Below are 18,461 nucleotides of genomic sequence, written 5' to 3' on the forward strand. Positions count from 1 at the left end.
CTATGTCTAGAATGAAGGCCTTGTATCCTACATCGACAGACTCGCCAAGACTATTAAAGGCTGTCCGCCAGCTATCCCATCAGACAGACTCCAACTCAGTGGACACAATGGAAGACACCGACCTGCAAGCGCTGATGGCCAGACTCGAACTGTTGATTGGTCGAGTCGAGCAACTTAAGAGTCAAAACGCACTCTTACTAGCTCAGGAAAAGACCTGGCGCGAGGAACGCGCTCACCTCATTGAAAAAAACGAAATCGCCCGGCGTAAGGTCGAATCGATGATTTCGCGCCTCAAGGCCCTGGAGCAAGACTCATGAGTTCAAGCAATAGCGTCACCGTGCAGATCCTCGATAAAGAATATTCGATCATCTGCCCACAGGAAGAACGCAGCAATCTGGTCAGCGCCGCGCGCTACCTCGACGGCAAAATGCGCGAGATCCGCAGCAGCGGCAAAGTCATCGGCGCCGATCGCATCGCCGTGATGGCCGCGCTGAACATCACCCACGACCTCTTGCACAAAGAAGAGCGTCCGGATATCCAGGCCAGCGGTTCGACCCGTGAACAGGTGCGCGACTTGCTCGATCGTGTCGATCTGGTGCTCGCCGACGATCAGACCAACACCAAGGGCTGATTCGACTGGCCGCTTGCGGTATACTCGCGGCACTCCCTGGGGTGCTTGCCAGTTGACGATGTCCCTGAGCCGATTCGCACTACCCTGGAAGTTGCACGTTGGGCTGGTGTGCATGTCCGCTAGACGGAAAGCCTTAAAGTCTACTGCATCTTCCACCTTGAACTTTCGGGTTCAAGGGCTAAGTTGACAGCGGTTCATCCGGGGAGCCTGATTCGAATCCGATGTCGGTTAAACCGACATCGGATTTTTTATGCGTACGTTTTCGTCCCACCTGCCGAAGCCGAACCATGACCGAACCCGCGCTGCTGCCCCGCCCGCAACTCCGCCGCCTGCTGCGCAAGGCGCGCCGCTCGCTGAGCAAAAGCGAGCAACGCCAGGCCGCCAAAGGCCTGTACCGGCAACTGGCGCAAGACCCGCACTTTCGCCGGGCCAAACACATCTCTCTGTATTTACCCACCGACGGTGAAATCGATCCGCGCCTGCTGCTGCGTGAAGCACAGCGTCGAGGCAAGGCGACGTATCTGCCGGTGCTGAGTGCCTGGCCGCGAACCAAAATGGTCTTCCAGCGCATTCGTCCCGGCGAGAAACTCAAACCCAATCGCTTCCGCATTCTTGAGCCACGCGCCAATCTGGCTCGGCAACGCAAGGTCTGGGCGCTGGATCTGGTGTTGTTGCCATTGGTGGGGTTTGACGATGTCGGCGGGCGACTGGGCATGGGCGGCGGTTTTTACGATCGCAGCCTGGCGTATCTGGCGCGGCGCAAAAGCTGGCGCAAGCCGACGCTGTTGGGGCTGGCCCATGAATGTCAGAAGGTCGAACGCTTGGCGCAGGCGAGCTGGGATGTACCGTTACAAGGCACGGTCAGCGACAAGGCGTGGTATTTCGCGGGATAGGACGCCGCAGATCAGCGGCGTCGGGCGTGCAGTTTCAGCGCTTGAACGCGGTCGACTGTTGAACCTGTTGCGCGACTTCGATTGGAGCGTCAGCTTTGGTTGTCCACAGACTCTGCGCGTAACCGGTGGTCACGACGCCCAGGCCAAACAAAATTACCAAAGTCCATAGTAAATCCGGTTTGCGTTTCATCGATTGCCCCCCTCAAGGCACATCAACACGATGACAGCAGCGGTTTCCGTTTGTAGGCCGTGCAGCAGCGTCAAGCTTTAAAGGCCGGCATTTTGCGGCAACGTGAACCGCTGCGCAAACGCTGACGTCAACCGACTGTCGGTTTGTCATAAAATTGCCCGACAACTTGTCCACTGATCCCGCCAGGAGAACAAAACATGGCCTATTGGCTGATGAAATCCGAGCCCGACGAGCTCTCGATCAAGGGCCTGGAAAAACTCGGCAAAGCGCGCTGGGACGGGGTTCGCAACTACCAGGCACGCAACTTCCTGCGGGCGGTGGCGGTGGGCGATGAGTTCTTTTTCTACCACTCCAGCTGCCCGGAACCGGGAATAGCCGGGATTGGCAAAATAATCGAAGCGGCGTACCCGGATCCGACGGCGCTGGAGCCGGAGAGTCATTACTACGACCCGAAGGCGACGCCGGAGAAGAATGCGTGGAGTGCGATTGACGTTGAACACGTCGAGACGTTTGCGCGGGTGTTGAAGCTGGATTATCTGAAGCAGCAGACGGCGCTGGCGGAGATGCCGTTGGTGCAGAAGGGCTCGAGGTTGTCGGTGATGCCGGTCACACCTGAGCAGTGGGCGGCGGTGCTTGCCCTGCGCTGACGCGCAAAAAGATCGCAGCCTCCGGCAGCTCTTACAGGGAACCGCATTCCAATGTAGGAGCTGCCGAAGGCTGCGATCTTTTGTCTTTAATGCTTATTGAATGATCAGGTTATTGAACAACAAATCCTCAACCACCGGCTTCCCAGTCTCATCATTCATCACCTGCTGAGTCTGCTTCAACGCTTCCTGACGCAGCTTCTCTTTACCTTCGATGCTGCCCATCGCCTCGGTCGTCTGCTGAGTAAACAGCGCCACCAGTTGATTACGGATCAACGGCTCGTTGGCCTTGACCAGTTTGGCCGCGTCATCGCCGGTCACGCGCAGCGCCACGTCGGCCTTGTAGACCTTGAGTTTCGGCGTGCCGTCCAACCCGTAGTTACCCACGAACGGTGGGCTCAGGCTGATGTAGCTGACCTTCGGCGCTTCGCCCTCTTTGGCTTCTTCGGCCAGCGCTGCCACAGGCAGAGACAGGGCCAGCAACAACATGATCCACGCTTTCACAATTCGCTCCTTATCCGGTTTGCGGCCTAGCATAACGACCCGCCGCGCAAGCACAAGCTTATGGCTGACTATCAGGGTCGGGCATGCTCGTTGACCCGTTAACTGACACACCTACACTTATCGGCCATCACTCCCAAAGGAATAGCCCTGATGAAAGCCGTGCTGTGCAAAGCCTTCGGCCCTGCCGAATCGCTGGTGCTGGAAGACGTCGCCAGTCCTGTCGCGAAGAAGAACGAAATCCTGCTGGACGTGCACGCCGCCGGGGTCAACTTCCCCGACACGCTGATCATCGAGGGCAAGTATCAATTCAAGCCGCCCTTCCCGTTTTCGCCGGGTGGCGAAGCGGCGGGCGTGGTGCGCGAAGTTGGGGAAAAGGTCAGCCATCTCAAGGTCGGCGACCGCGTCATGGCCCTGACCGGCTGGGGCAGCTTCGCCGAACAGGTCGCGGTGCCGGGCTATAACGTTCTGCCGATTCCGCCGTCGATGGACTTCAACATCGCCGCCGCTTTCAGCATGACTTACGGCACCTCGATGCACGCGCTCAAGCAACGCGCCAACCTGCAGCCGGGCGAAACCCTGCTGGTGCTCGGTGCATCCGGCGGTGTCGGCCTGGCTGCCGTGGAAATCGGCAAAGCCATGGGCGCCCGTGTTATCGCCGCCGCCAGCAGCGCCGAGAAACTCGCCGTGGCCAAGGCTGCCGGCGCTGACGAACTGATCAACTACAGCGAAGCCAGCCTCAAGGACGAAATCAAACGCCTCACCGACGGCCAGGGCGCCGACGTGATCTACGATCCGGTCGGCGGCGATCTGTTCGATCAAGCCATCCGCGCCATCGCCTGGAACGGCCGCCTGCTGGTGGTCGGCTTCGCCAGCGGGCGCATCCCCGAACTGCCAGTCAACCTCGCCCTGCTCAAAGGCGCGGCGGTACTCGGCGTGTTCTGGGGCTCCTTCGCTCAACGCCAGCCACAGGACAACGCGGCGAACTTTCAGCAACTGTTCGGCTGGTTTGCCGAGGGCAAGTTGAAGCCGCTGGTGTCGCAAGTGTATCCGCTGAGCAATGCGGCGCAGGCGATCAATGACCTTGGGCAGCGTAAGGCTGTAGGGAAGGTTGTGGTGCAGGTTCGCTGAAACCACACTGTCATTCAGGCCAGTAACGCTGATGCCGCGTTACTGGCCGTTTCATTTCTCACCTTGAAACCCCTGCCTACCACACTCTACAAAGTTGTTTGGCGGTAACTATGTATCGCGACACTGCCCGTGGCGCTGCTTAGATTTACATCACAATAACTCTCGAATCTCCGCCGGCAAATAGGTCACGTATTTTCGTGTCGGATTGTCTCGACAGTTTCTGACGATGGTTGGAACGCGTCTATTCATCTTCGCAATCATCGCCAGACGTTGCTCATCCGACAATTGATGCCTGGTGAGTGAGTTTGAAAGATAGGCACGTGTATATTCAAAAACAGCCGAATCGACCCAGTCGAACTCGCTCATATTTCCGAGGTTTTCGTTAACGGCCCGGCATTTGACCGTTTTTAACCACTGATTGATATCCAACGACTGGTCTTCGAGGCGGAAGATCATGGGCGCAATGATTTCCTGTTGCTCAGGTTTATCACCTTCAACGTCCCAAGGTTTAAAGCGCCACTGCGCGATCGCAACTCGAACGGCCTCGGCAAATTCAGGGTGAGTGCTTTCCTGAATGCTGATCTCGCTGACTGAACCATCCGCGCTGGCGATGAAGCTAACCTTCACCTTGCCCGTTACTCCTGCCCTTTGCAGCTCTCGCGGATAAATCGGCTTGGGATTGTTTTCCGGTATCAAAAACACTTCTGAAGCCAGCGCAGAACCACCGATCACCAACAAAAACACCACAAAAAACCACCGCATGATTGCACCCTTCCCTAGTGAGTTGTCCTATCCGGCAACAGCACAAAGGATACGGAGCAATGGCTTTTAACTGAACGGCGCAGCTTCGCCAATGCGTGCAGGACGTTTCTCTAATCCCATCGTGAATCTGGGAGAACCCGCAGAGCGAATTAGCGAAGGTAATTTTTCTGACGGATGTTTAGCTACTTTATGGGCGCACAACATCCCCCGGCATCAAATGCTCCAGCACCTTCTCGCTACGCGACTCCACCAACTGCCCCTTGTCGTCAAAACGCAAAACAATCAGCCAGTCATAAACCCCCACCGGCCATTTCGGCTGGCCGATCAGTGCCGGGCCGTTGCCGCCGAATGCGCCGATGAGTTTGTTGATGTGGCCGTGGTGCCAGGCGATCAGGATGGTTTTCGCCTGATTGCTGTCGCGTAATTGGCTGACCAGTTTGTCGACGTCGTTATTGGCGAAGGGTTGTTCGATCGGCAGTTGCAGCCGTTGCGACAGCGGGATCAGCGTTTGTCGTGGGCGGATGCTTTGTGGGCTGTCGGCGGTGGCAATCAGGCGTTGCGGGGTGAGTGTTTCGTCGGCCAGTTTCAGCGGGGTGAAATAGTCAGCGTACGCGGCGGCGCGCTGTTGGCCTTGGGCGTTGAGCTCTCGGCCCACGTCCGGTTTTTCCGCGTGGCGGACGATCAGTACGGTGGTGTTGCGCAGCCCCGATGCGCCAGAACCGTGGGCGAAACTCAGCACCAGCACCGAAACGGTGACGACGGCCACCATCAGCAACCTCGGCAATAACCTGCGCACATTCGGGGCCATGTTTCATCTCTGCAATCAGTCATTCATTGAGCGCGAGTCTAAGACACAACGCGCTGATCGCTACAAAAACGCCCTGTTCTTACAGCTGAGCGACAGGTTCGTAAAGGAACGTGCGACTTCCAACATTTTCCGCTGTTTTGCCGATGCGAACCGGTGCTATTTTCGGTAACGAAACTGTAACATTCGCATCCGCAGTCAAAACAAGAAATCTGGAGCTCTTGAATGTTTGCTTTCTTTCGCCCTGCCGCACATCAGGCTCCATTGCCTGAAGAACAAATAGACAGCACCTACCGACGCCTGCGCTGGCAGATCTTCGCCGGTATCTTCATTGGCTACGCGGGTTATTACCTGCTGCGCAAAAACTTCTCGCTGGCCATGCCGTACTTGATCGACGAAGGCTACAGCCGTGGCGATCTGGGTCTGGCGATGTCGGCGATTGCCATTGCTTATGGCTTGTCGAAATTCCTCATGGGCCTGGTGTCCGACCGTTCCAATCCACGCTTCTTCCTGCCGTTCGGCCTGTTGGTTTCGGCGGGCGTCATGTTCGTGTTCGGTTTCGCGCCTTGGGCAACGTCCAGCGTGACCATGATGTTCATTCTGCTGTTCATCAACGGCTGGGCTCAAGGCATGGGCTGGCCGCCGAGTGGACGGACGATGGTGCACTGGTGGTCGCAGAAAGAACGCGGCGGCGTGGTGTCCGTGTGGAACGTGGCGCATAACGTCGGCGGTGGCCTGATCGGCCCGTTGTTCCTGCTCGGCATGGGCCTGTTCAATGACTGGCACGCAGCGTTCTACGTACCGGCAGCGGTAGCGCTGGGCGTGGCGGTGTTTGCCTTCATCACCATGCGCGACACCCCGCAATCGGTCGGCCTGCCGCCGATCGAGAAGTACAAGAACGACTACCCGGAAGGCTACGACGCCAGCCACGAAGACGAATTCAGCGCGAAAGAGATCTTCGTCAAATACGTGCTGCGCAACAAAATGCTTTGGTACATCGCCATGGCCAACGTCTTCGTCTACCTGCTGCGTTACGGCGTGCTGGACTGGGCGCCGACGTACCTGAAGGAAGCCAAAGGCTTCACCGTCGATAAAACCTCGTGGGCGTACTTCTTCTACGAGTGGGCGGGTATTCCGGGCACGCTGCTGTGCGGCTGGATGTCGGACAAGATCTTCCGTGGCAACCGTGGCCTGACCGGCATGGTGTTCATGGCATTGGTGACTGTGGCGACGCTGGTTTACTGGCTGAACCCGGCCGGCAACCCGACCGTCGACATGATCGCGCTGGTCTCGATCGGCTTCCTGATCTACGGCCCGGTGATGTTGATTGGTTTGCAGGCGCTGGAACTGGCACCGAAGAAAGCCGCCGGCACAGCGGCGGGTTTCACCGGTCTGTTCGGTTATCTCGGTGGCTCGGTCGCGGCCAGTGCGGCGATGGGCTACACCGTTGACCACTTCGGCTGGGACGGTGGTTTTGTCCTGCTGATCGGCGCGTGCCTGCTGGCGATGGCCTTTCTGGCCCCGACGCTATGGCACAAGCAAGTCGCCAGTCAGAGTCGCGAAGCGGTCGCCTGATCGCACTGTGACTGACAGCGCTTGAGCCGCGCCTCCAGATTTCGGTCTGGCATGGCGTGGCTGCGCAGGGCGTGTACGGTCTGCTCGACATAATCGCGAGTGGTGCCGTATCGCCCGCTGGCGCTTTCGAACACCTGACTCAGCACGTGATCCGGCAAGTTGCCGGCATAGCTGGGCAGGTGCCGCTCCAAGACAAATCCCAAAGCCTGAACCTGACTGCCATCTGCGAGCCGGCAGTTGAGCCAGTGTGGCCGATAGGACGGCACCGGCATCTCGCGTTTCCACAAGGCGTACAACGCTGCATCGAGATTGTCTTCCGGCAAGCGATAAGCGAAGCCGCTGCACGAACCGCCGCGATCCAGACCAAATACCAGACCGGGCATTTCCGGCGTACCGCGATGCTCGTGCGACCACAGGTACAAGCCGCGATGGTAGCCATGCACGCGTCCGCGCACCCTTTCCACCGCCGAACATTCCGGCCGCCAGATCAGCGAACCGTAGGCGAACAGCCACACCGGCCCGCCCTTGTGGCGCGCCATGGTCGATTGCATGGAAGCGAGAAGTTGTTCGTGCGTCAGCTGCGGCCCAAGATCGAGCCGCGGAGGGTAATTCAGATTCAGAAAAGCGTTTTCAATGGCGCTCATGGCGAATAGCGTTCAGCTCCCCGCGGGTAAAGAATTACTTAATAGAACGCACCGCTGTAACAATAAGGCACATATGTTTTAAGGCAATTTGAGTGCCATGGCACAGTTCTTAATTGATTGCCTGATTGATATATAACCTAGCGGTATTTATGCAATTACATAAATACCGATCGGCTATATAGAGAGTTATAACGAATCAGGAGCGCGGCTCAAGAGCGCGGGGCGTAGGCAAACACGTCGGCACGCATTTGATGGGCGTCCATCCCGGCTTCGACCAAGGCGTCGAGGGTGCCGTAGACCATGGCCGGTGAGCCGCTGGCGTAGACGTGCAGCGGTTTCAGATCGGGGAAATCCTCACAGACCGCTTCGTGCAGCATGCCGCAGCGCCCTTCCCAACCGCATTGATCGCTGACGACTTTGTGCAGGAACAGGTTGGGCAACTTCAGCCATTCGTCCCAATGTTCGATCTCATAGAAATCTTCCGGACGACGCACGCCCCAGTACAGATGCACGGGATGTTTGAAGCCGTTGGCGCGGCAGTGTTCGATCAACGCGTGAATCTGACCCATGCCGGTACCCGCAGCGACCAGCACCAGCGGCCCGTCCGGCAGCTCGGCCAGATGCGTATCACCGAATGGCAGCTCGACGCGCACCATTGCGTTGCGTTGCAGCTGTTCGATCAGGCTCAGTGCACTGGCTTCGCGCGCCAGCACATGGATTTCCAGATCGCGTCCGCCATGCGGTGCCGAAGCCATGGAGAACGCCGACTTCTCGCCGTTCTCGCGTTCGATCATCAAGTATTGCCCGGCGTGATAGCGCGGTGGTTTGCCCGCCGGCGCACGCAGCCGCACGCGCCAGGTGTCGCCACCGACATCGCGGCATTCGATGACCTGACACGACAGGCTGCGCACTGGCAGTTCTCCCAGCGCGAGCACGCCATCCCACAGCAGGATGCAGTCTTCCAGCGGCTCGGCTATGCAAGTGTAGAACTCGCCGTGGTCATGCACCTTGCCGGCCTGTTCGACGCGGCCTTCAACCAGCAGCGCCGCACACACGTGACAGTTGCCGTTGCGGCAGCTTTGCGGGCATTCGTAGCCCAGGCGCCGCGCACCATCGAGAATCCGCTCACCGGGCTGTATCTCGAGCACTGCTCCGGAGGGCTGCAGGGTTACACGCATCAATCTATTCCTAACTGATTCCAGATGGCATCGATCCGCTGGGTGACGGCGTCGTCCTTGACGATCACGCGGCCCCACTCGCGAGTGGTTTCGCCCGGCCACTTGTGGGTGGCATCGAGGCCCATTTTCGAACCCAGGCCGGAGATCGGCGAGGCGAAGTCGAGGTAGTCGATCGGCGTGTTATCGATCATCACCGTGTCGCGCTTGGGATCCATGCGCGTGGTGATGGCCCAGATCACGTCGTTCCAGTCGCGGGCGTTGATATCGTCGTCAGTGACGATAACGAACTTGGTGTACATGAACTGTCGCAAAAACGACCAGACACCGAGCATCACGCGCTTGGCATGCCCCGGATACGACTTCTTCATGGTCACGATGGCCATGCGGTACGAACAGCCTTCCGGCGGCAGGTAGAAGTCGGTGATTTCCGGAAACTGCTTCTGCAGAATCGGCACGAACACTTCGTTCAGCGCCACACCGAGGATCGCCGGTTCATCTGGCGGACGGCCGGTGTAGGTGCTGTGGTAGATCGGTTTGATCCGGTGGGTGATGCGCTCGACGGTGAACACCGGGAAGCTGTCGACTTCGTTGTAGTAACCGGTGTGGTCGCCGTACGGGCCTTCATCGGCCATTTCGCCCGGATGGATCACGCCTTCGAGGATGATTTCGGCAGTGGCCGGCACTTGCAGGTCGTTGCCACGGCACTTGACCAGTTCGGTGCGGTTACCGCGCAGCAAACCAGCGAAAGCGTACTCAGAGAGGCTGTCCGGCACCGGTGTTACGGCGCCGAGGATGGTCGCAGGGTCGGCACCCAATGCCACGGACACCGGGAACGGCTGGCCTGGATGCTTCTCGCACCACTCGCGGAAGTCGAGCGCGCCGCCACGGTGGCTGAGCCAGCGCATGATCACCTTGTTACGGCCGATCACTTGCTGACGGTAGATACCGAGGTTCTGGCGTTCCTTGTTCGGGCCTTTGGTGACGGTCAGGCCCCAAGTGATCAACGGGCCGACGTCGCCGGGCCAGCAGGTCTGCACCGGCAGCATCGCCAGGTCGACGTCGTCGCCTTCGATGACCACTTCCTGGCACACCGCGTCTTTGACGACTTTCGGCGCCATCGAGATGATCTTGCGGAAGATCGGCAGCTTCGACCACGCGTCTTTCAAGCCCTTCGGCGGCTCGGGTTCCTTGAGGAACGCCAGCAGCTTGCCGATTTCGCGCAGCTCGCTGACCGACTCGGCGCCCATGCCCATGGCCACCCGCTCGGGCGTGCCGAACAGGTTGCCGAGCACCGGAATGTCGTAGCCGGTGGGCTTTTCGAACAGCAGCGCCGGGCCCTTGGCCCGCAGCGTGCGGTCACACACCTCAGTCATCTCCAGCACCGGCGAGACGGGAATCTGGATGCGTTTCAACTCTCCGCGCTGCTCAAGCTGCTGCACGAAATCCCGAAGATCCTTGAATTTCATTGACGATGGCACCCTCAAAATAGGCGTACATCCTACCTGCTATGCAGCCCTGTGGCAGCCTGTCGCTGCTTACTTGGCTGCATTCGTCTGGGCTTTGCCAAGGTTTTCCTGGCGTTGCAGGTTAATGAACAACGGTTCCATGATCGGTGCCACCAGACGCGCGCCGACTTCCGACAGGTGATTGTCGTCGGTGTACAGCGAGTAGCCGTCGAGCTCGGCATGACACAAACCCTTGTCGTCACACAGACGCGGCGCCGGGTCGACGATGCGCACCGCCGGGTCTTTGGCCAACTCAGCGAACAACTGACTGATAAACACCTGGCGCTCGTGGTGAATGGCGACTTGCTGACCAACACCTTCAACCGAACGATCGAGCATCGCCAATCGCGTCAGGCGATACGGCGGGCTGTAGGGCTGCAACGGCGCCTCTTTGACCAGCCAGACGCGATGGCCGCTGGCACGCAATTGCGCAACCCGCGCACGCAGACCGTCGGCCAGACGTTGCTCGGCATAGGCGCGATCATAACGACCGTCCGGAGTCCGCAGGACGTGGCCCAGGTCGCCATTGGCTGCACCGTAGACATACAGACTCCAGCGCGCGACCAGCACCACATCGCTGACGGTTTTCTCTTTCAACGCCTGCTCGATCCGGCGATTGAAATGCGCACACACCGGGCCATGTTCCAGACCTTCCACCGGAATGCAGCCCGGTGAACTGGCGAGAATCACGCTGACGTCGTGGGCTTTCGCGCCGTCATCGAATATCGGAATCAGTGCCGTGGCGTGACTGTCGCCCCAGACCAGCGCCTGCGCGGGCACGTCGGCCACACCGTAATGACAGAACAGTTTGTCATCAGGTGTCTTGTCGTCCGCCAGACACGCCATCAACTCCGGCCGCCAGTCGTGGCCCTTGGCATATTGCAGGGCCTGATCGGACAAGCGCCACGGCAAGCCATCGGTCCAGCGCAGCGTTTGCCCGGCCAGCGCCAGCACCAGCACACCGAGGGCGCCGGCAATCAAAATCGGCCGACGACCGGCGAGCAAACGGCGCTCGCGGAACGGTGTCTCGATGAATTTCCACGACAGGTAACCCAGCACCAGGGTCAGCAGAATCAAACCGGCGCTGTCGAGCGCAGTGGTGTCTTCGACGCTGGCATAGCTGGAAAACACGAACACCGGCCAATGCCATAGGTACCAGGAATAGGAGATCAGGCCGAAACCGACCATCACCTTACTGCTCAACAATTGACCAACCACCGTCTCGCGATGACCGTTGGCAAAAATCAGCAACACCACACCCAGCACCGGCAGCAACGCCGCCGCACCGGGGAATGGCGTGGACTTGTCGTAACCGAACACCGCCAGCAGGATCAGGCCCATGCCGAGCAAACTCAGCAGTTGCGCAGCCATCGGCTTCAAGCGCCAGGCCTGCTTCGGCGCGACTGCCAGCATCGCACCGGCGAGCAGTTCCCAGGCGCGCATCGGCAGCAGGAAGAAGGCTTTTTCCGGGTGGTGGCTGACCGCCCACACGCTCAGGCCAAAGGACACCAGCAGAATCGCGAACAGCGCCAGTCGCCAGTGTTTGAGGCGACTCGACATGACGGCCAGTAGCAGCGGGAAGAGAATGTAGAACTGCTCTTCAACCGCCAGCGACCAGGTGTGCAACATCGGTTTGAGGTCAGACGCGACGTCGAAATAGCCGTCCTGACGCATAAACAGAATGTTCGAGACGAACAGCACCTGATAACGCACCGAGCGCCCCAGCTCTTCGTAATCCTTGGGCGCCATCAGGAACCAGCCCACCGCCAGCACGGCGACGATCATCGCAAACAGCGCCGGCAGAATCCGCCGCGCACGACGTGCCCAGAACTCGACGAAGCTGAAACGCCCGGCCTGACGCTGGTTCCAGATGATCGAGGTGATGAGGTAGCCGGAAATCACGAAGAACACGTCTACGCCGACAAAACCGCCGGTAAACCCCGGGACGCCAAAGTGGAAAAGGACCACGGCGATGACCGCAACGGCCCGCAAGCCGTCGATATCCCTTCGATAAGCGAGTGTGCTCATAAATCTTGAATGCCAATCAGTTGGTTATTATTTGTACAGCCTGATTCTCTTACGCGGAAACGGTCTCGTACGTTGCTGCTCATTCTGCAAGGCACAGACCTTACCAGATCGCCATCGTCCCTTCGCCCGGACAAAATACGGGCAAAAAAATGGCGCCCCCGTAGGGACGCCATTTTTATCGGCTCAATCTGCGATGTTACTTGCGCTTCATCGACAGGAAGAACTCGTCGTTGGTCTTGGTCGTTTTCAGCTTGTCGACCAGGAACTCGATCGCTGCGACTTCGTCCATCGGGTGCAGCAGCTTGCGCAGAATCCACATGCGCTGCAGTTCGTCGTCGGCGGTCAGCAACTCTTCGCGGCGGGTGCCGGAGCGGTTGATGTTGATCGCAGGGAACACGCGCTTCTCGGCGATCTTGCGATCCAGAGGCAGTTCCATGTTGCCGGTACCCTTGAACTCTTCGTAGATCACTTCGTCCATTTTCGAGCCGGTTTCAACCAGCGCGGTGGCGATAATGGTCAGCGAGCCGCCTTCTTCGATGTTACGTGCCGCACCGAAGAAACGCTTTGGCTTCTCGAGGGCGTGAGCATCGACACCACCGGTCAATACCTTGCCGGAGCTCGGGATCACGGTGTTGTAGGCACGGGCCAGACGGGTGATGGAGTCGAGCAGGATCACCACGTCTTTCTTGTGTTCGACCAGGCGCTTGGCCTTCTCGATCACCATTTCAGCTACCTGTACGTGACGGGTCGGCGGCTCGTCGAAGGTCGAGGCAACCACTTCGCCGCGCACGGTGCGCTGCATTTCGGTTACTTCTTCCGGACGCTCGTCGATCAGCAACACGATCAGGTGAACTTCAGGGTTGTTACGGGCGATGTTCGCTGCGATGTTTTGCAGCATGATCGTTTTACCGGCTTTTGGCGGTGCCACGATCAGACCACGCTGGCCTTTGCCGATCGGGGCGCACAGGTCGATCACACGACCGGTCAAGTCTTCGGTGGAACCGTTACCGGCTTCCATCTTCATGCGCACGGTCGGGAACAGCGGGGTCAGGTTCTCGAAGAGAATCTTGTTTTTCGCGTTCTCCGGACGATCGAAGTTGATCGTGTCGACCTTGAGCAGTGCGAAATACCGCTCGCCTTCCTTCGGAGGGCGAATCTTGCCAACGATGGTGTCACCGGTGCGCAAGTTGAAACGGCGGATCTGGCTCGGCGAGACGTAAATGTCGTCTGGGCCGGCGAGATAGGAAGCGTCAGCGGAGCGCAGGAAGCCGAAGCCGTCCTGGAGAATCTCCAGCACGCCATCACCGGAGATTTCCTCGCCGCTTTTAGCGTGCTTTTTCAGCAGGGAGAAAATCACGTCCTGCTTGCGCGAACGGGCCATATTTTCTATGCCCATCTGTTCGGCCAATTCGAGCAGTTCGGTAATCGGCTTTTGCTTGAGTTCAGTCAGATTCATATAGGAATGACGTAATCATTTATGGAGGGGGGGAAATTAAGCTTTTGGCTTAATGAGGCCGCGCCGCAGAGAAGGCGACAGGATCGCGTACTTATTCGAAAAGGAGTGCGTCGGCGACGGCTAGCAGGGGGCAGTGGAGAAACCACTGCGGGGCCGAATGTACCACCTGAGTTTCTGAGCGTCTAGCCCTGAATACGCAAAAAGCCCCGCAATTTGCGAGGCTTTTTTTAATGCACTTTACAGCGACGCTTAGATGTTGGCGTCGAGGAAAGCTGCCAGCTGCGACTTCGACAGCGCGCCGACTTTGGTCGCTTCAACGTTGCCGTTCTTGAACAGCATCAGCGTCGGGATACCACGCACGCCATGCTTGGCCGGAGTTTCCTGGTTTTCGTCGATGTTCAGTTTGGCAACGGTCAGCTTGCCTTTGTAAGTCTCGGCAATCTCGTCCAGAACCGGAGCGATCATTTTGCAAGGACCGCACCATTCAGCCCAGTAATCGACCAGGACAGCGCCTTCGGCCTTGAGTACGTCGGCTTCGAAGCTAGCGTCGCTAACGTGTTTGATAAGATCGCTGCTCATGGAATTCTCCAGGTTGTAAGCAAAAAAACGTGGCCCATCATAGCCGCCCTTCCCCTGTTCAGGAAGCCGCAGATGATTGAGTCTTGCTATGGCACTCGATGAGTTTGGGTATAGCTCAAGTCACGCGGTAGCGGGAGCGATGAAGGCGATTCCGGTGCGCAGCGCGGCATTGCGCACGTGTTCCTGCATGGCTTTTTGCGCGGCAGCCGAGGCCCGGCGAGCGAGGGCGCGAAGGATTTTGCGGTGCTCCTGCCAGGTTTCCATGGCGCGTTCGGCACGGATGAACGGTAGTTTCTGGCTCTCGAGGAACATCTCGGCGCTGGCGGTGAGGATGCTCAGCATCGCCTGATTGCCGCTGGCCAGGAGAATGCGCCGGTGGAATTCGAAATCGAGTTTCGCTGCCGCCTCAAAGTCGCCGGCCTTCAATTGCTCGCGCATCGCCGCGACATTATCCTCCAGCGCATCCAGATCAAACGTGCTCAACGTCACTGCCGCCAACCCGGCGGCAAAGCCTTCCAGCGCATAGCGCAACTGAAAGATATCCAGCGGCGACGCCTGCGCGGCGAATGACCAGCCCGGTGCGTTTTCACCCGATGACAGCTCCACCGGCGCCTGCACGAACACGCCTTTGCCCGGTTGAATACTGACCACGCCCAACGCACTCAGCGATGACAACGCCTCGCGCAACGACGCCCGGCTCACCCCCAGTTGCAACGCCAGATCGCGTTGCGACGGCAAGGCATCGCCGGCGCCGAAACCCTGTTCGGTGATCAGTTTGCGGATCGCTTGCAGCGCCACTTCGGGTACTGCACGGGAAATCGAATTCATGGTTTTTCAGACGCGTCAGGCCAATGTGCGGCTAGTTGTAAAGCTATTCGCCGAGTCCGGCAAGTCATGCCCCAGCGGGGTTCGGTGATCGCGACCGATGCGCTATCGCAGTGCGAAAAACAACCTGACTGTTCAGACCAGTAAGACCGAACAAAGCCGCTGAAACCGCGGCCTGCCGCGACGACAGCCACGTATTGGCACGGCGCATGCTCTGTCCGATCGCAGAAATCACTTCCCGCCGATCCGGAGATTGTCCATGACCAAGCGTTACAGCGCCCTCCTCGCCGCCCTGTTTTCCAGCCTGCTGCTCAGCCAGATACCTGCTCACGCCGACGGTCTCGATGACGTGGTCAAACGCGGCACGCTGAAAGTTGCCGTGCCGCAAGACTTCCCGCCGTTCGGCTCGGTCGGCCCGGACATGAAACCTCGTGGCCTCGACATCGACACGGCAAAACTGCTGGCCGACCAGCTCAAGGTCAAACTCGAGCTGACCCCGGTCAACAGCACCAACCGCATCCCGTTTCTCACCACCGGCAAAGTCGATCTGGTGATTTCCAGCCTCGGCAAAAACGCCGAGCGCGAGAAAGTCATCGACTTCTCCCGCGCCTACGCACCGTTCTACCTCGCGGTATTCGGCCCGCCAGACGCGGCGATCAACAACCTCGACGACCTCAAAGGCAAAACCATCAGCGTCACCCGTGGCGCCATCGAAGACATCGAATTGACCAAAGTCGCCCCCGAAGGCGTGACCATCAAGCGTTTCGAAGACAACAACTCGACCATCGCCGCTTACCTCGCCGGGCAGGTCGACCTGATCGCCAGCGGCAACGTGGTGATGGTCGCGATCAGCGAAAAGAACCCGAAACGCGTGCCGGCGCTGAAAGTGAAGCTCAAGGATTCGCCGGTTTACGTCGGCGTGAACAAGAACGAAGCGGCGCTGCTGGCCAAGGTCAACGACATCCTGACCAGCGCCAAGGCTGACGGCGCGCTGGAAAAGAACTCGCAGACCTGGCTGAAAGAGCCGCTGCCGGCCGATCTCTGATCGACTGCGCGGGAGACATTCATGGCTTATCAGTTCGATTTCATGCCGGTGGTGCAAAACACCGACCTGCTGCTGCGCGGCGCGCTGTTCACCCTTGAGCTGACGGCCATCGGCGCGCTGCTCGGGGTTGGCGTGGGCATTGTCGGGGCGTTGGTGCGGGCGTGGAACATCCGCCCGTTCTCGGCAATCTTTGGCGTCTACGTCGAGTTGATCCGCAATACGCCGTTTCTGGTGCAGTTGTTCTTCATCTTCTTCGGCCTGCCGTCGTTGGGCGTGCAGATTTCCGAGTGGCAAGCGGCGGTGCTGGCGATGGTGATCAACCTCGGTGCCTATTCGACCGAGATCATCCGCGCCGGCATTCAGGCGATTCCGCGCGGGCAGCTGGAAGCCGCAGCGGCACTGGCGATGACGCGTTTTGAAGCGTTCCGCCATGTGGTGCTGCTGCCGGCGCTGGGCAAGGTCTGGCCGGCGCTAAGCAGCCAGATCATCATTGTCATGCTCGGTTCGGCGGTGTGTTCGCAGATCGCCACCGAAGAGTTGAGCTTCGCTGCCAACTTCATTCAGTCGCGCAACTTCCGCGCCTTTGAAACCTATGCGCTGACCACGTTGATCTACCTGTGCATGGCGCTGCTGATCCGCCAGTTACTCAACTGGATCGGCCGTCGTTACATCAGCCGAAGCGGGGGCCGCGCATGAGCGATTTCACCTTCTGGGACATCCTGCGCAACCTGCTCATCGGCCTGCAATGGACGCTGGCATTGTCGCTGGTGGCGTTTATCGGCGGCGGCCTCGTCGGGCTGCTGATCCTGATCATGCGCATCTCGAAAAACCCTCTATCGAGCAACATCGCCCGCACTTGGATCGAGCTGTTCCAAGGCACGCCGCTATTGATGCAGCTGTTTCTGGTGTTCTTCGGCGTGGCCCTGGCCGGGATCGAAATCTCGCCGTGGATGGCCGCAGCGATTGCCTTAACCTTGTTCACCAGTGCTTATCTGGCGGAGATCTGGCGCGGCTGCGTCGAGTCGATCGCGCATGGCCAGTGGGAAGCCTCGGCGAGTCTGGCGCTCAATCCTTTGGAGCAACTGCGCTACGTGATCCTGCCGCAAGCGCTGCGCATTGCCGTGGCGCCGACTGTGGGTTTCTCGGTGCAAGTGGTCAAAGGCACCGCGGTGACCTCGATCATCGGCTTCACCGAATTGACCAAGACCGGCGGCATGCTCGCCAACGCCACGTTTGAACCGTTCATGGTCTACGGCCTCGTCGCCCTCGGCTACTTCCTGCTCTGCTACCCCTTGTCCCTCAGTGCGCGCTACCTGGAAAGGAGACTGCATGCCTCTGCTTAGAATTTCCGCCCTGCATAAATACTACGGCGATCACCACGTGCTCAAAGGCATCGACCTCAGCGTCGAAGAAGGCCAGGTGGTGGCGATCATCGGCCGCAGCGGCTCGGGCAAATCCACCCTGCTGCGCACGCTTAATGGTCTGGAATCGATCAACGACGGCGTGATCGAAGTCGACGGCGAATACCTCGACGCCGCCCGCGCCGACCTGCGCAGCCTGCGGCAGAAAGTCGGCATGGTCTTTCAGCAGTTCAATCTGTTCCCGCACCTGACCGTCGGTGAAAACGTGATGCTCGCGCCGCAAGTGGTGCAGAAAGCGCCAAAAGCCAAAGCGGCGGAACTGGCGAGAGAGATGCTCGAGCGGGTGGGCCTCGGGGAAAAATTTGATGCTTTCCCGGATCGACTGTCCGGCGGCCAACAGCAGCGCGTGGCGATTGCCCGGGCATTGGCGATGTCGCCGAAGGTCTTGCTCTGTGATGAGATTACTTCTGCACTCGATCCGGAACTGGTCAACGAAGTGCTCAGCGTCGTGCGGCAATTGGCCAAGGAAGGCATGACGCTGATCATGGTCACTCACGAGATGCGCTTTGCTCGCGAGGTCGGCGACAAACTGGTGTTCATGCACCACGGCAAGGTGCATGAAGTGGGCGATCCGAAGCTGTTGTTTGCCAATCCGCAGACGGCGGAACTGGCCAATTTCATCGGCACGGTGGAGCACGCCGGCTGAGC

At 59.1% G+C, this 18,461-nt stretch carries 21 protein-coding genes and 1 other RNA gene; 11 read left to right on the plus strand and 11 right to left on the minus strand.

Going from position 1 to position 18,461, the window contains the following annotated elements:
- Positions 1–107: 107 nt before the first annotated feature.
- The 4 genes from KFS80_RS14430 to KFS80_RS14445 all read left to right on the plus strand — a co-directional run bounded on the left by KFS80_RS14430 (position 108) and on the right by KFS80_RS14445 (position 1,524).
- The gene (locus tag KFS80_RS14430) at positions 108–317 is read left to right on the plus strand and encodes a TIGR02449 family protein (protein ID WP_007911197.1); all 210 of its coding nucleotides are present in this window, start codon (positions 108–110) and stop codon (positions 315–317) included.
- Complete coding sequence (locus tag KFS80_RS14435) at positions 314–631, plus strand: cell division protein ZapA (protein ID WP_008081434.1); 318 nt, start codon at positions 314–316, stop codon at positions 629–631. Before KFS80_RS14430 ends, KFS80_RS14435 begins: the two co-directional genes overlap by 4 nt.
- Before the next feature lie 30 nt (positions 632–661).
- Positions 662–840: non-coding RNA, 6S RNA (gene ssrS, locus KFS80_RS14440), on the plus strand.
- Between the two features lie 78 nt (positions 841–918).
- Positions 919–1,524: a 5-formyltetrahydrofolate cyclo-ligase gene (locus KFS80_RS14445; RefSeq protein ID WP_123454492.1), complete on the plus strand. Its 606-nt coding sequence runs from the start codon at positions 919–921 to the stop codon at positions 1,522–1,524.
- 34 nt (positions 1,525–1,558) lie between these two features.
- On the opposite strand, the gene KFS80_RS14450 is transcribed toward KFS80_RS14445, so the two are convergent.
- Positions 1,559–1,714 (minus strand): hypothetical protein, encoded by a 156-nt coding sequence (locus KFS80_RS14450; RefSeq protein ID WP_008081430.1) that lies wholly within the window; start codon positions 1,712–1,714, stop codon positions 1,559–1,561.
- Between the two features lie 197 nt (positions 1,715–1,911).
- Between KFS80_RS14450 and KFS80_RS14455 the strand changes: the two genes are divergently transcribed.
- Positions 1,912–2,361 (plus strand): EVE domain-containing protein, encoded by a 450-nt coding sequence (locus KFS80_RS14455; RefSeq protein ID WP_212545129.1) that lies wholly within the window; start codon positions 1,912–1,914, stop codon positions 2,359–2,361.
- Between the two features lie 93 nt (positions 2,362–2,454).
- Here KFS80_RS14455 and KFS80_RS14460 read toward each other — a convergent pair whose 3' ends face one another.
- Positions 2,455–2,862 carry a flagellar basal body-associated protein FliL gene (locus KFS80_RS14460; protein WP_053124890.1) on the minus strand — a complete coding sequence of 136 codons (408 nt, stop codon included), beginning with the start codon at positions 2,860–2,862 and terminating at the stop codon, positions 2,455–2,457.
- A gap of 150 nt (positions 2,863–3,012) precedes the next feature.
- On the opposite strand from KFS80_RS14460, the gene KFS80_RS14465 reads away from it, so the two are divergent.
- Positions 3,013–3,990, plus strand: a complete 978-nt coding sequence (locus KFS80_RS14465; protein ID WP_053124892.1) for an NADPH:quinone oxidoreductase family protein — start codon at positions 3,013–3,015, stop codon at positions 3,988–3,990.
- Between the two features lie 150 nt (positions 3,991–4,140).
- Here the strand turns inward: KFS80_RS14465 and KFS80_RS14470 are convergent, their stop codons facing one another.
- On the minus strand, positions 4,141–4,752 hold the full coding sequence (locus KFS80_RS14470; RefSeq protein WP_212545130.1) for an energy transducer TonB: 612 nt from the start codon (positions 4,750–4,752) through the stop codon (positions 4,141–4,143).
- A gap of 187 nt (positions 4,753–4,939) precedes the next feature.
- Complete coding sequence (locus KFS80_RS14475; RefSeq protein WP_212545131.1) at positions 4,940–5,560, minus strand: phosphoglycerate mutase family protein; 621 nt, start codon at positions 5,558–5,560, stop codon at positions 4,940–4,942.
- Between the two features lie 222 nt (positions 5,561–5,782).
- On the opposite strand from KFS80_RS14475, the gene glpT reads away from it, so the two are divergent.
- Positions 5,783–7,132, plus strand: coding sequence for a glycerol-3-phosphate transporter (gene glpT, locus KFS80_RS14480; protein WP_053124897.1), 1,350 nt, complete (start codon positions 5,783–5,785; stop codon positions 7,130–7,132).
- Here glpT and KFS80_RS14485 read toward each other — a convergent pair.
- The 7 genes from KFS80_RS14485 to KFS80_RS14515 all read right to left on the minus strand — a co-directional run bounded on the left by KFS80_RS14485 (position 7,108) and on the right by KFS80_RS14515 (position 15,350).
- On the minus strand, positions 7,108–7,776 hold the full coding sequence (locus tag KFS80_RS14485) for a gamma-glutamylcyclotransferase (RefSeq protein ID WP_053124899.1): 669 nt from the start codon (positions 7,774–7,776) through the stop codon (positions 7,108–7,110). The genes glpT and KFS80_RS14485 overlap by 25 nt on opposite strands.
- Positions 7,777–7,985: 209 nt before the next feature.
- Entirely contained in the window at positions 7,986–8,954 is a 969-nt protein-coding gene (locus tag KFS80_RS14490; RefSeq protein WP_053124901.1) for a CDP-6-deoxy-delta-3,4-glucoseen reductase, read from the minus strand.
- Positions 8,954–10,420: a 4-hydroxy-3-polyprenylbenzoate decarboxylase gene (gene ubiD / locus KFS80_RS14495; protein WP_008081413.1), complete on the minus strand. Its 1,467-nt coding sequence runs from the start codon at positions 10,418–10,420 to the stop codon at positions 8,954–8,956. Before ubiD ends, KFS80_RS14490 begins: the two co-directional genes overlap by 1 nt.
- Before the next feature lie 69 nt (positions 10,421–10,489).
- A complete protein-coding gene (locus KFS80_RS14500; protein ID WP_212545132.1) occupies positions 10,490–12,487 on the minus strand; it encodes an acyltransferase family protein in 1,998 nt (665 codons plus the stop codon).
- Between the two features lie 196 nt (positions 12,488–12,683).
- The gene (rho, locus tag KFS80_RS14505) at positions 12,684–13,943 is read right to left on the minus strand and encodes a transcription termination factor Rho (protein ID WP_003229334.1); all 1,260 of its coding nucleotides are present in this window, start codon (positions 13,941–13,943) and stop codon (positions 12,684–12,686) included.
- Positions 13,944–14,192: 249 nt separating this feature from the next.
- A complete protein-coding gene (gene trxA, locus KFS80_RS14510) occupies positions 14,193–14,522 on the minus strand; it encodes a thioredoxin TrxA (RefSeq protein ID WP_003206727.1) in 330 nt (109 codons plus the stop codon).
- Positions 14,523–14,642: 120 nt separating this feature from the next.
- Positions 14,643–15,350, minus strand: a complete 708-nt coding sequence (locus KFS80_RS14515) for a FadR/GntR family transcriptional regulator (protein WP_159814345.1) — start codon at positions 15,348–15,350, stop codon at positions 14,643–14,645.
- Positions 15,351–15,606: 256 nt separating this feature from the next.
- Here KFS80_RS14515 and KFS80_RS14520 point away from each other — a divergent pair, with 256 nt between their 5' ends.
- The 4 genes from KFS80_RS14520 to KFS80_RS14535 are packed head-to-tail and all read left to right on the plus strand — an operon-like array spanning position 15,607 to position 18,459.
- A complete protein-coding gene (locus KFS80_RS14520; RefSeq protein ID WP_053124906.1) occupies positions 15,607–16,392 on the plus strand; it encodes a transporter substrate-binding domain-containing protein in 786 nt (261 codons plus the stop codon).
- Positions 16,393–16,413: 21 nt separating this feature from the next.
- On the plus strand, positions 16,414–17,088 hold the full coding sequence (locus KFS80_RS14525) for an amino acid ABC transporter permease (RefSeq protein WP_053124909.1): 675 nt from the start codon (positions 16,414–16,416) through the stop codon (positions 17,086–17,088).
- Positions 17,085–17,735 (plus strand): amino acid ABC transporter permease, encoded by a 651-nt coding sequence (locus KFS80_RS14530; RefSeq protein ID WP_159814351.1) that lies wholly within the window; start codon positions 17,085–17,087, stop codon positions 17,733–17,735. Before KFS80_RS14525 ends, KFS80_RS14530 begins: the two co-directional genes overlap by 4 nt.
- The gene (locus KFS80_RS14535; RefSeq protein ID WP_212545133.1) at positions 17,722–18,459 is read left to right on the plus strand and encodes an amino acid ABC transporter ATP-binding protein; all 738 of its coding nucleotides are present in this window, start codon (positions 17,722–17,724) and stop codon (positions 18,457–18,459) included. The genes KFS80_RS14530 and KFS80_RS14535 overlap by 14 nt, the downstream gene beginning before the upstream one ends.
- Positions 18,460–18,461: the final 2 nt, after the last annotated feature.

This window comes from Pseudomonas rustica (assembly GCF_018336155.1).
In the GTDB taxonomy this organism is placed as follows: domain Bacteria; phylum Pseudomonadota; class Gammaproteobacteria; order Pseudomonadales; family Pseudomonadaceae; genus Aquipseudomonas; species Aquipseudomonas rustica.

Bases quoted from the DNA above. Each gene is read 5' to 3' on its own strand.
- KFS80_RS14525 (WP_053124909.1), top strand. From the start codon at position 16,414: ATGGCTTATCAGTTCGATTTCATGCCGGTGGTGCAAAACACCGACCTG.
- ubiD (WP_008081413.1), bottom strand. From the start codon at position 10,420: ATGAAATTCAAGGATCTTCGGGATTTCGTGCAGCAGCTTGAGCAGCGC.
- KFS80_RS14465 (WP_053124892.1), top strand. From the start codon at position 3,013: ATGAAAGCCGTGCTGTGCAAAGCCTTCGGCCCTGCCGAATCGCTGGTG.
- KFS80_RS14520 (WP_053124906.1), top strand. From the start codon at position 15,607: ATGACCAAGCGTTACAGCGCCCTCCTCGCCGCCCTGTTTTCCAGCCTG.
- KFS80_RS14535 (WP_212545133.1), top strand. From the start codon at position 17,722: ATGCCTCTGCTTAGAATTTCCGCCCTGCATAAATACTACGGCGATCAC.
- KFS80_RS14430 (WP_007911197.1), top strand. From the start codon at position 108: ATGGAAGACACCGACCTGCAAGCGCTGATGGCCAGACTCGAACTGTTG.
- KFS80_RS14475 (WP_212545131.1), bottom strand. From the start codon at position 5,560: ATGGCCCCGAATGTGCGCAGGTTATTGCCGAGGTTGCTGATGGTGGCC.
- KFS80_RS14435 (WP_008081434.1), top strand. From the start codon at position 314: ATGAGTTCAAGCAATAGCGTCACCGTGCAGATCCTCGATAAAGAATAT.
- KFS80_RS14530 (WP_159814351.1), top strand. From the start codon at position 17,085: ATGAGCGATTTCACCTTCTGGGACATCCTGCGCAACCTGCTCATCGGC.
- trxA (WP_003206727.1), bottom strand. From the start codon at position 14,522: ATGAGCAGCGATCTTATCAAACACGTTAGCGACGCTAGCTTCGAAGCC.
- KFS80_RS14450 (WP_008081430.1), bottom strand. From the start codon at position 1,714: ATGAAACGCAAACCGGATTTACTATGGACTTTGGTAATTTTGTTTGGC.
- KFS80_RS14500 (WP_212545132.1), bottom strand. From the start codon at position 12,487: ATGAGCACACTCGCTTATCGAAGGGATATCGACGGCTTGCGGGCCGTT.
- KFS80_RS14455 (WP_212545129.1), top strand. From the start codon at position 1,912: ATGGCCTATTGGCTGATGAAATCCGAGCCCGACGAGCTCTCGATCAAG.
- glpT (WP_053124897.1), top strand. From the start codon at position 5,783: ATGTTTGCTTTCTTTCGCCCTGCCGCACATCAGGCTCCATTGCCTGAA.
- rho (WP_003229334.1), bottom strand. From the start codon at position 13,943: ATGAATCTGACTGAACTCAAGCAAAAGCCGATTACCGAACTGCTCGAA.
- KFS80_RS14470 (WP_212545130.1), bottom strand. From the start codon at position 4,752: ATGCGGTGGTTTTTTGTGGTGTTTTTGTTGGTGATCGGTGGTTCTGCG.
- KFS80_RS14445 (WP_123454492.1), top strand. From the start codon at position 919: ATGACCGAACCCGCGCTGCTGCCCCGCCCGCAACTCCGCCGCCTGCTG.
- KFS80_RS14490 (WP_053124901.1), bottom strand. From the start codon at position 8,954: ATGCGTGTAACCCTGCAGCCCTCCGGAGCAGTGCTCGAGATACAGCCC.
- KFS80_RS14515 (WP_159814345.1), bottom strand. From the start codon at position 15,350: ATGAATTCGATTTCCCGTGCAGTACCCGAAGTGGCGCTGCAAGCGATC.
- KFS80_RS14485 (WP_053124899.1), bottom strand. From the start codon at position 7,776: ATGAGCGCCATTGAAAACGCTTTTCTGAATCTGAATTACCCTCCGCGG.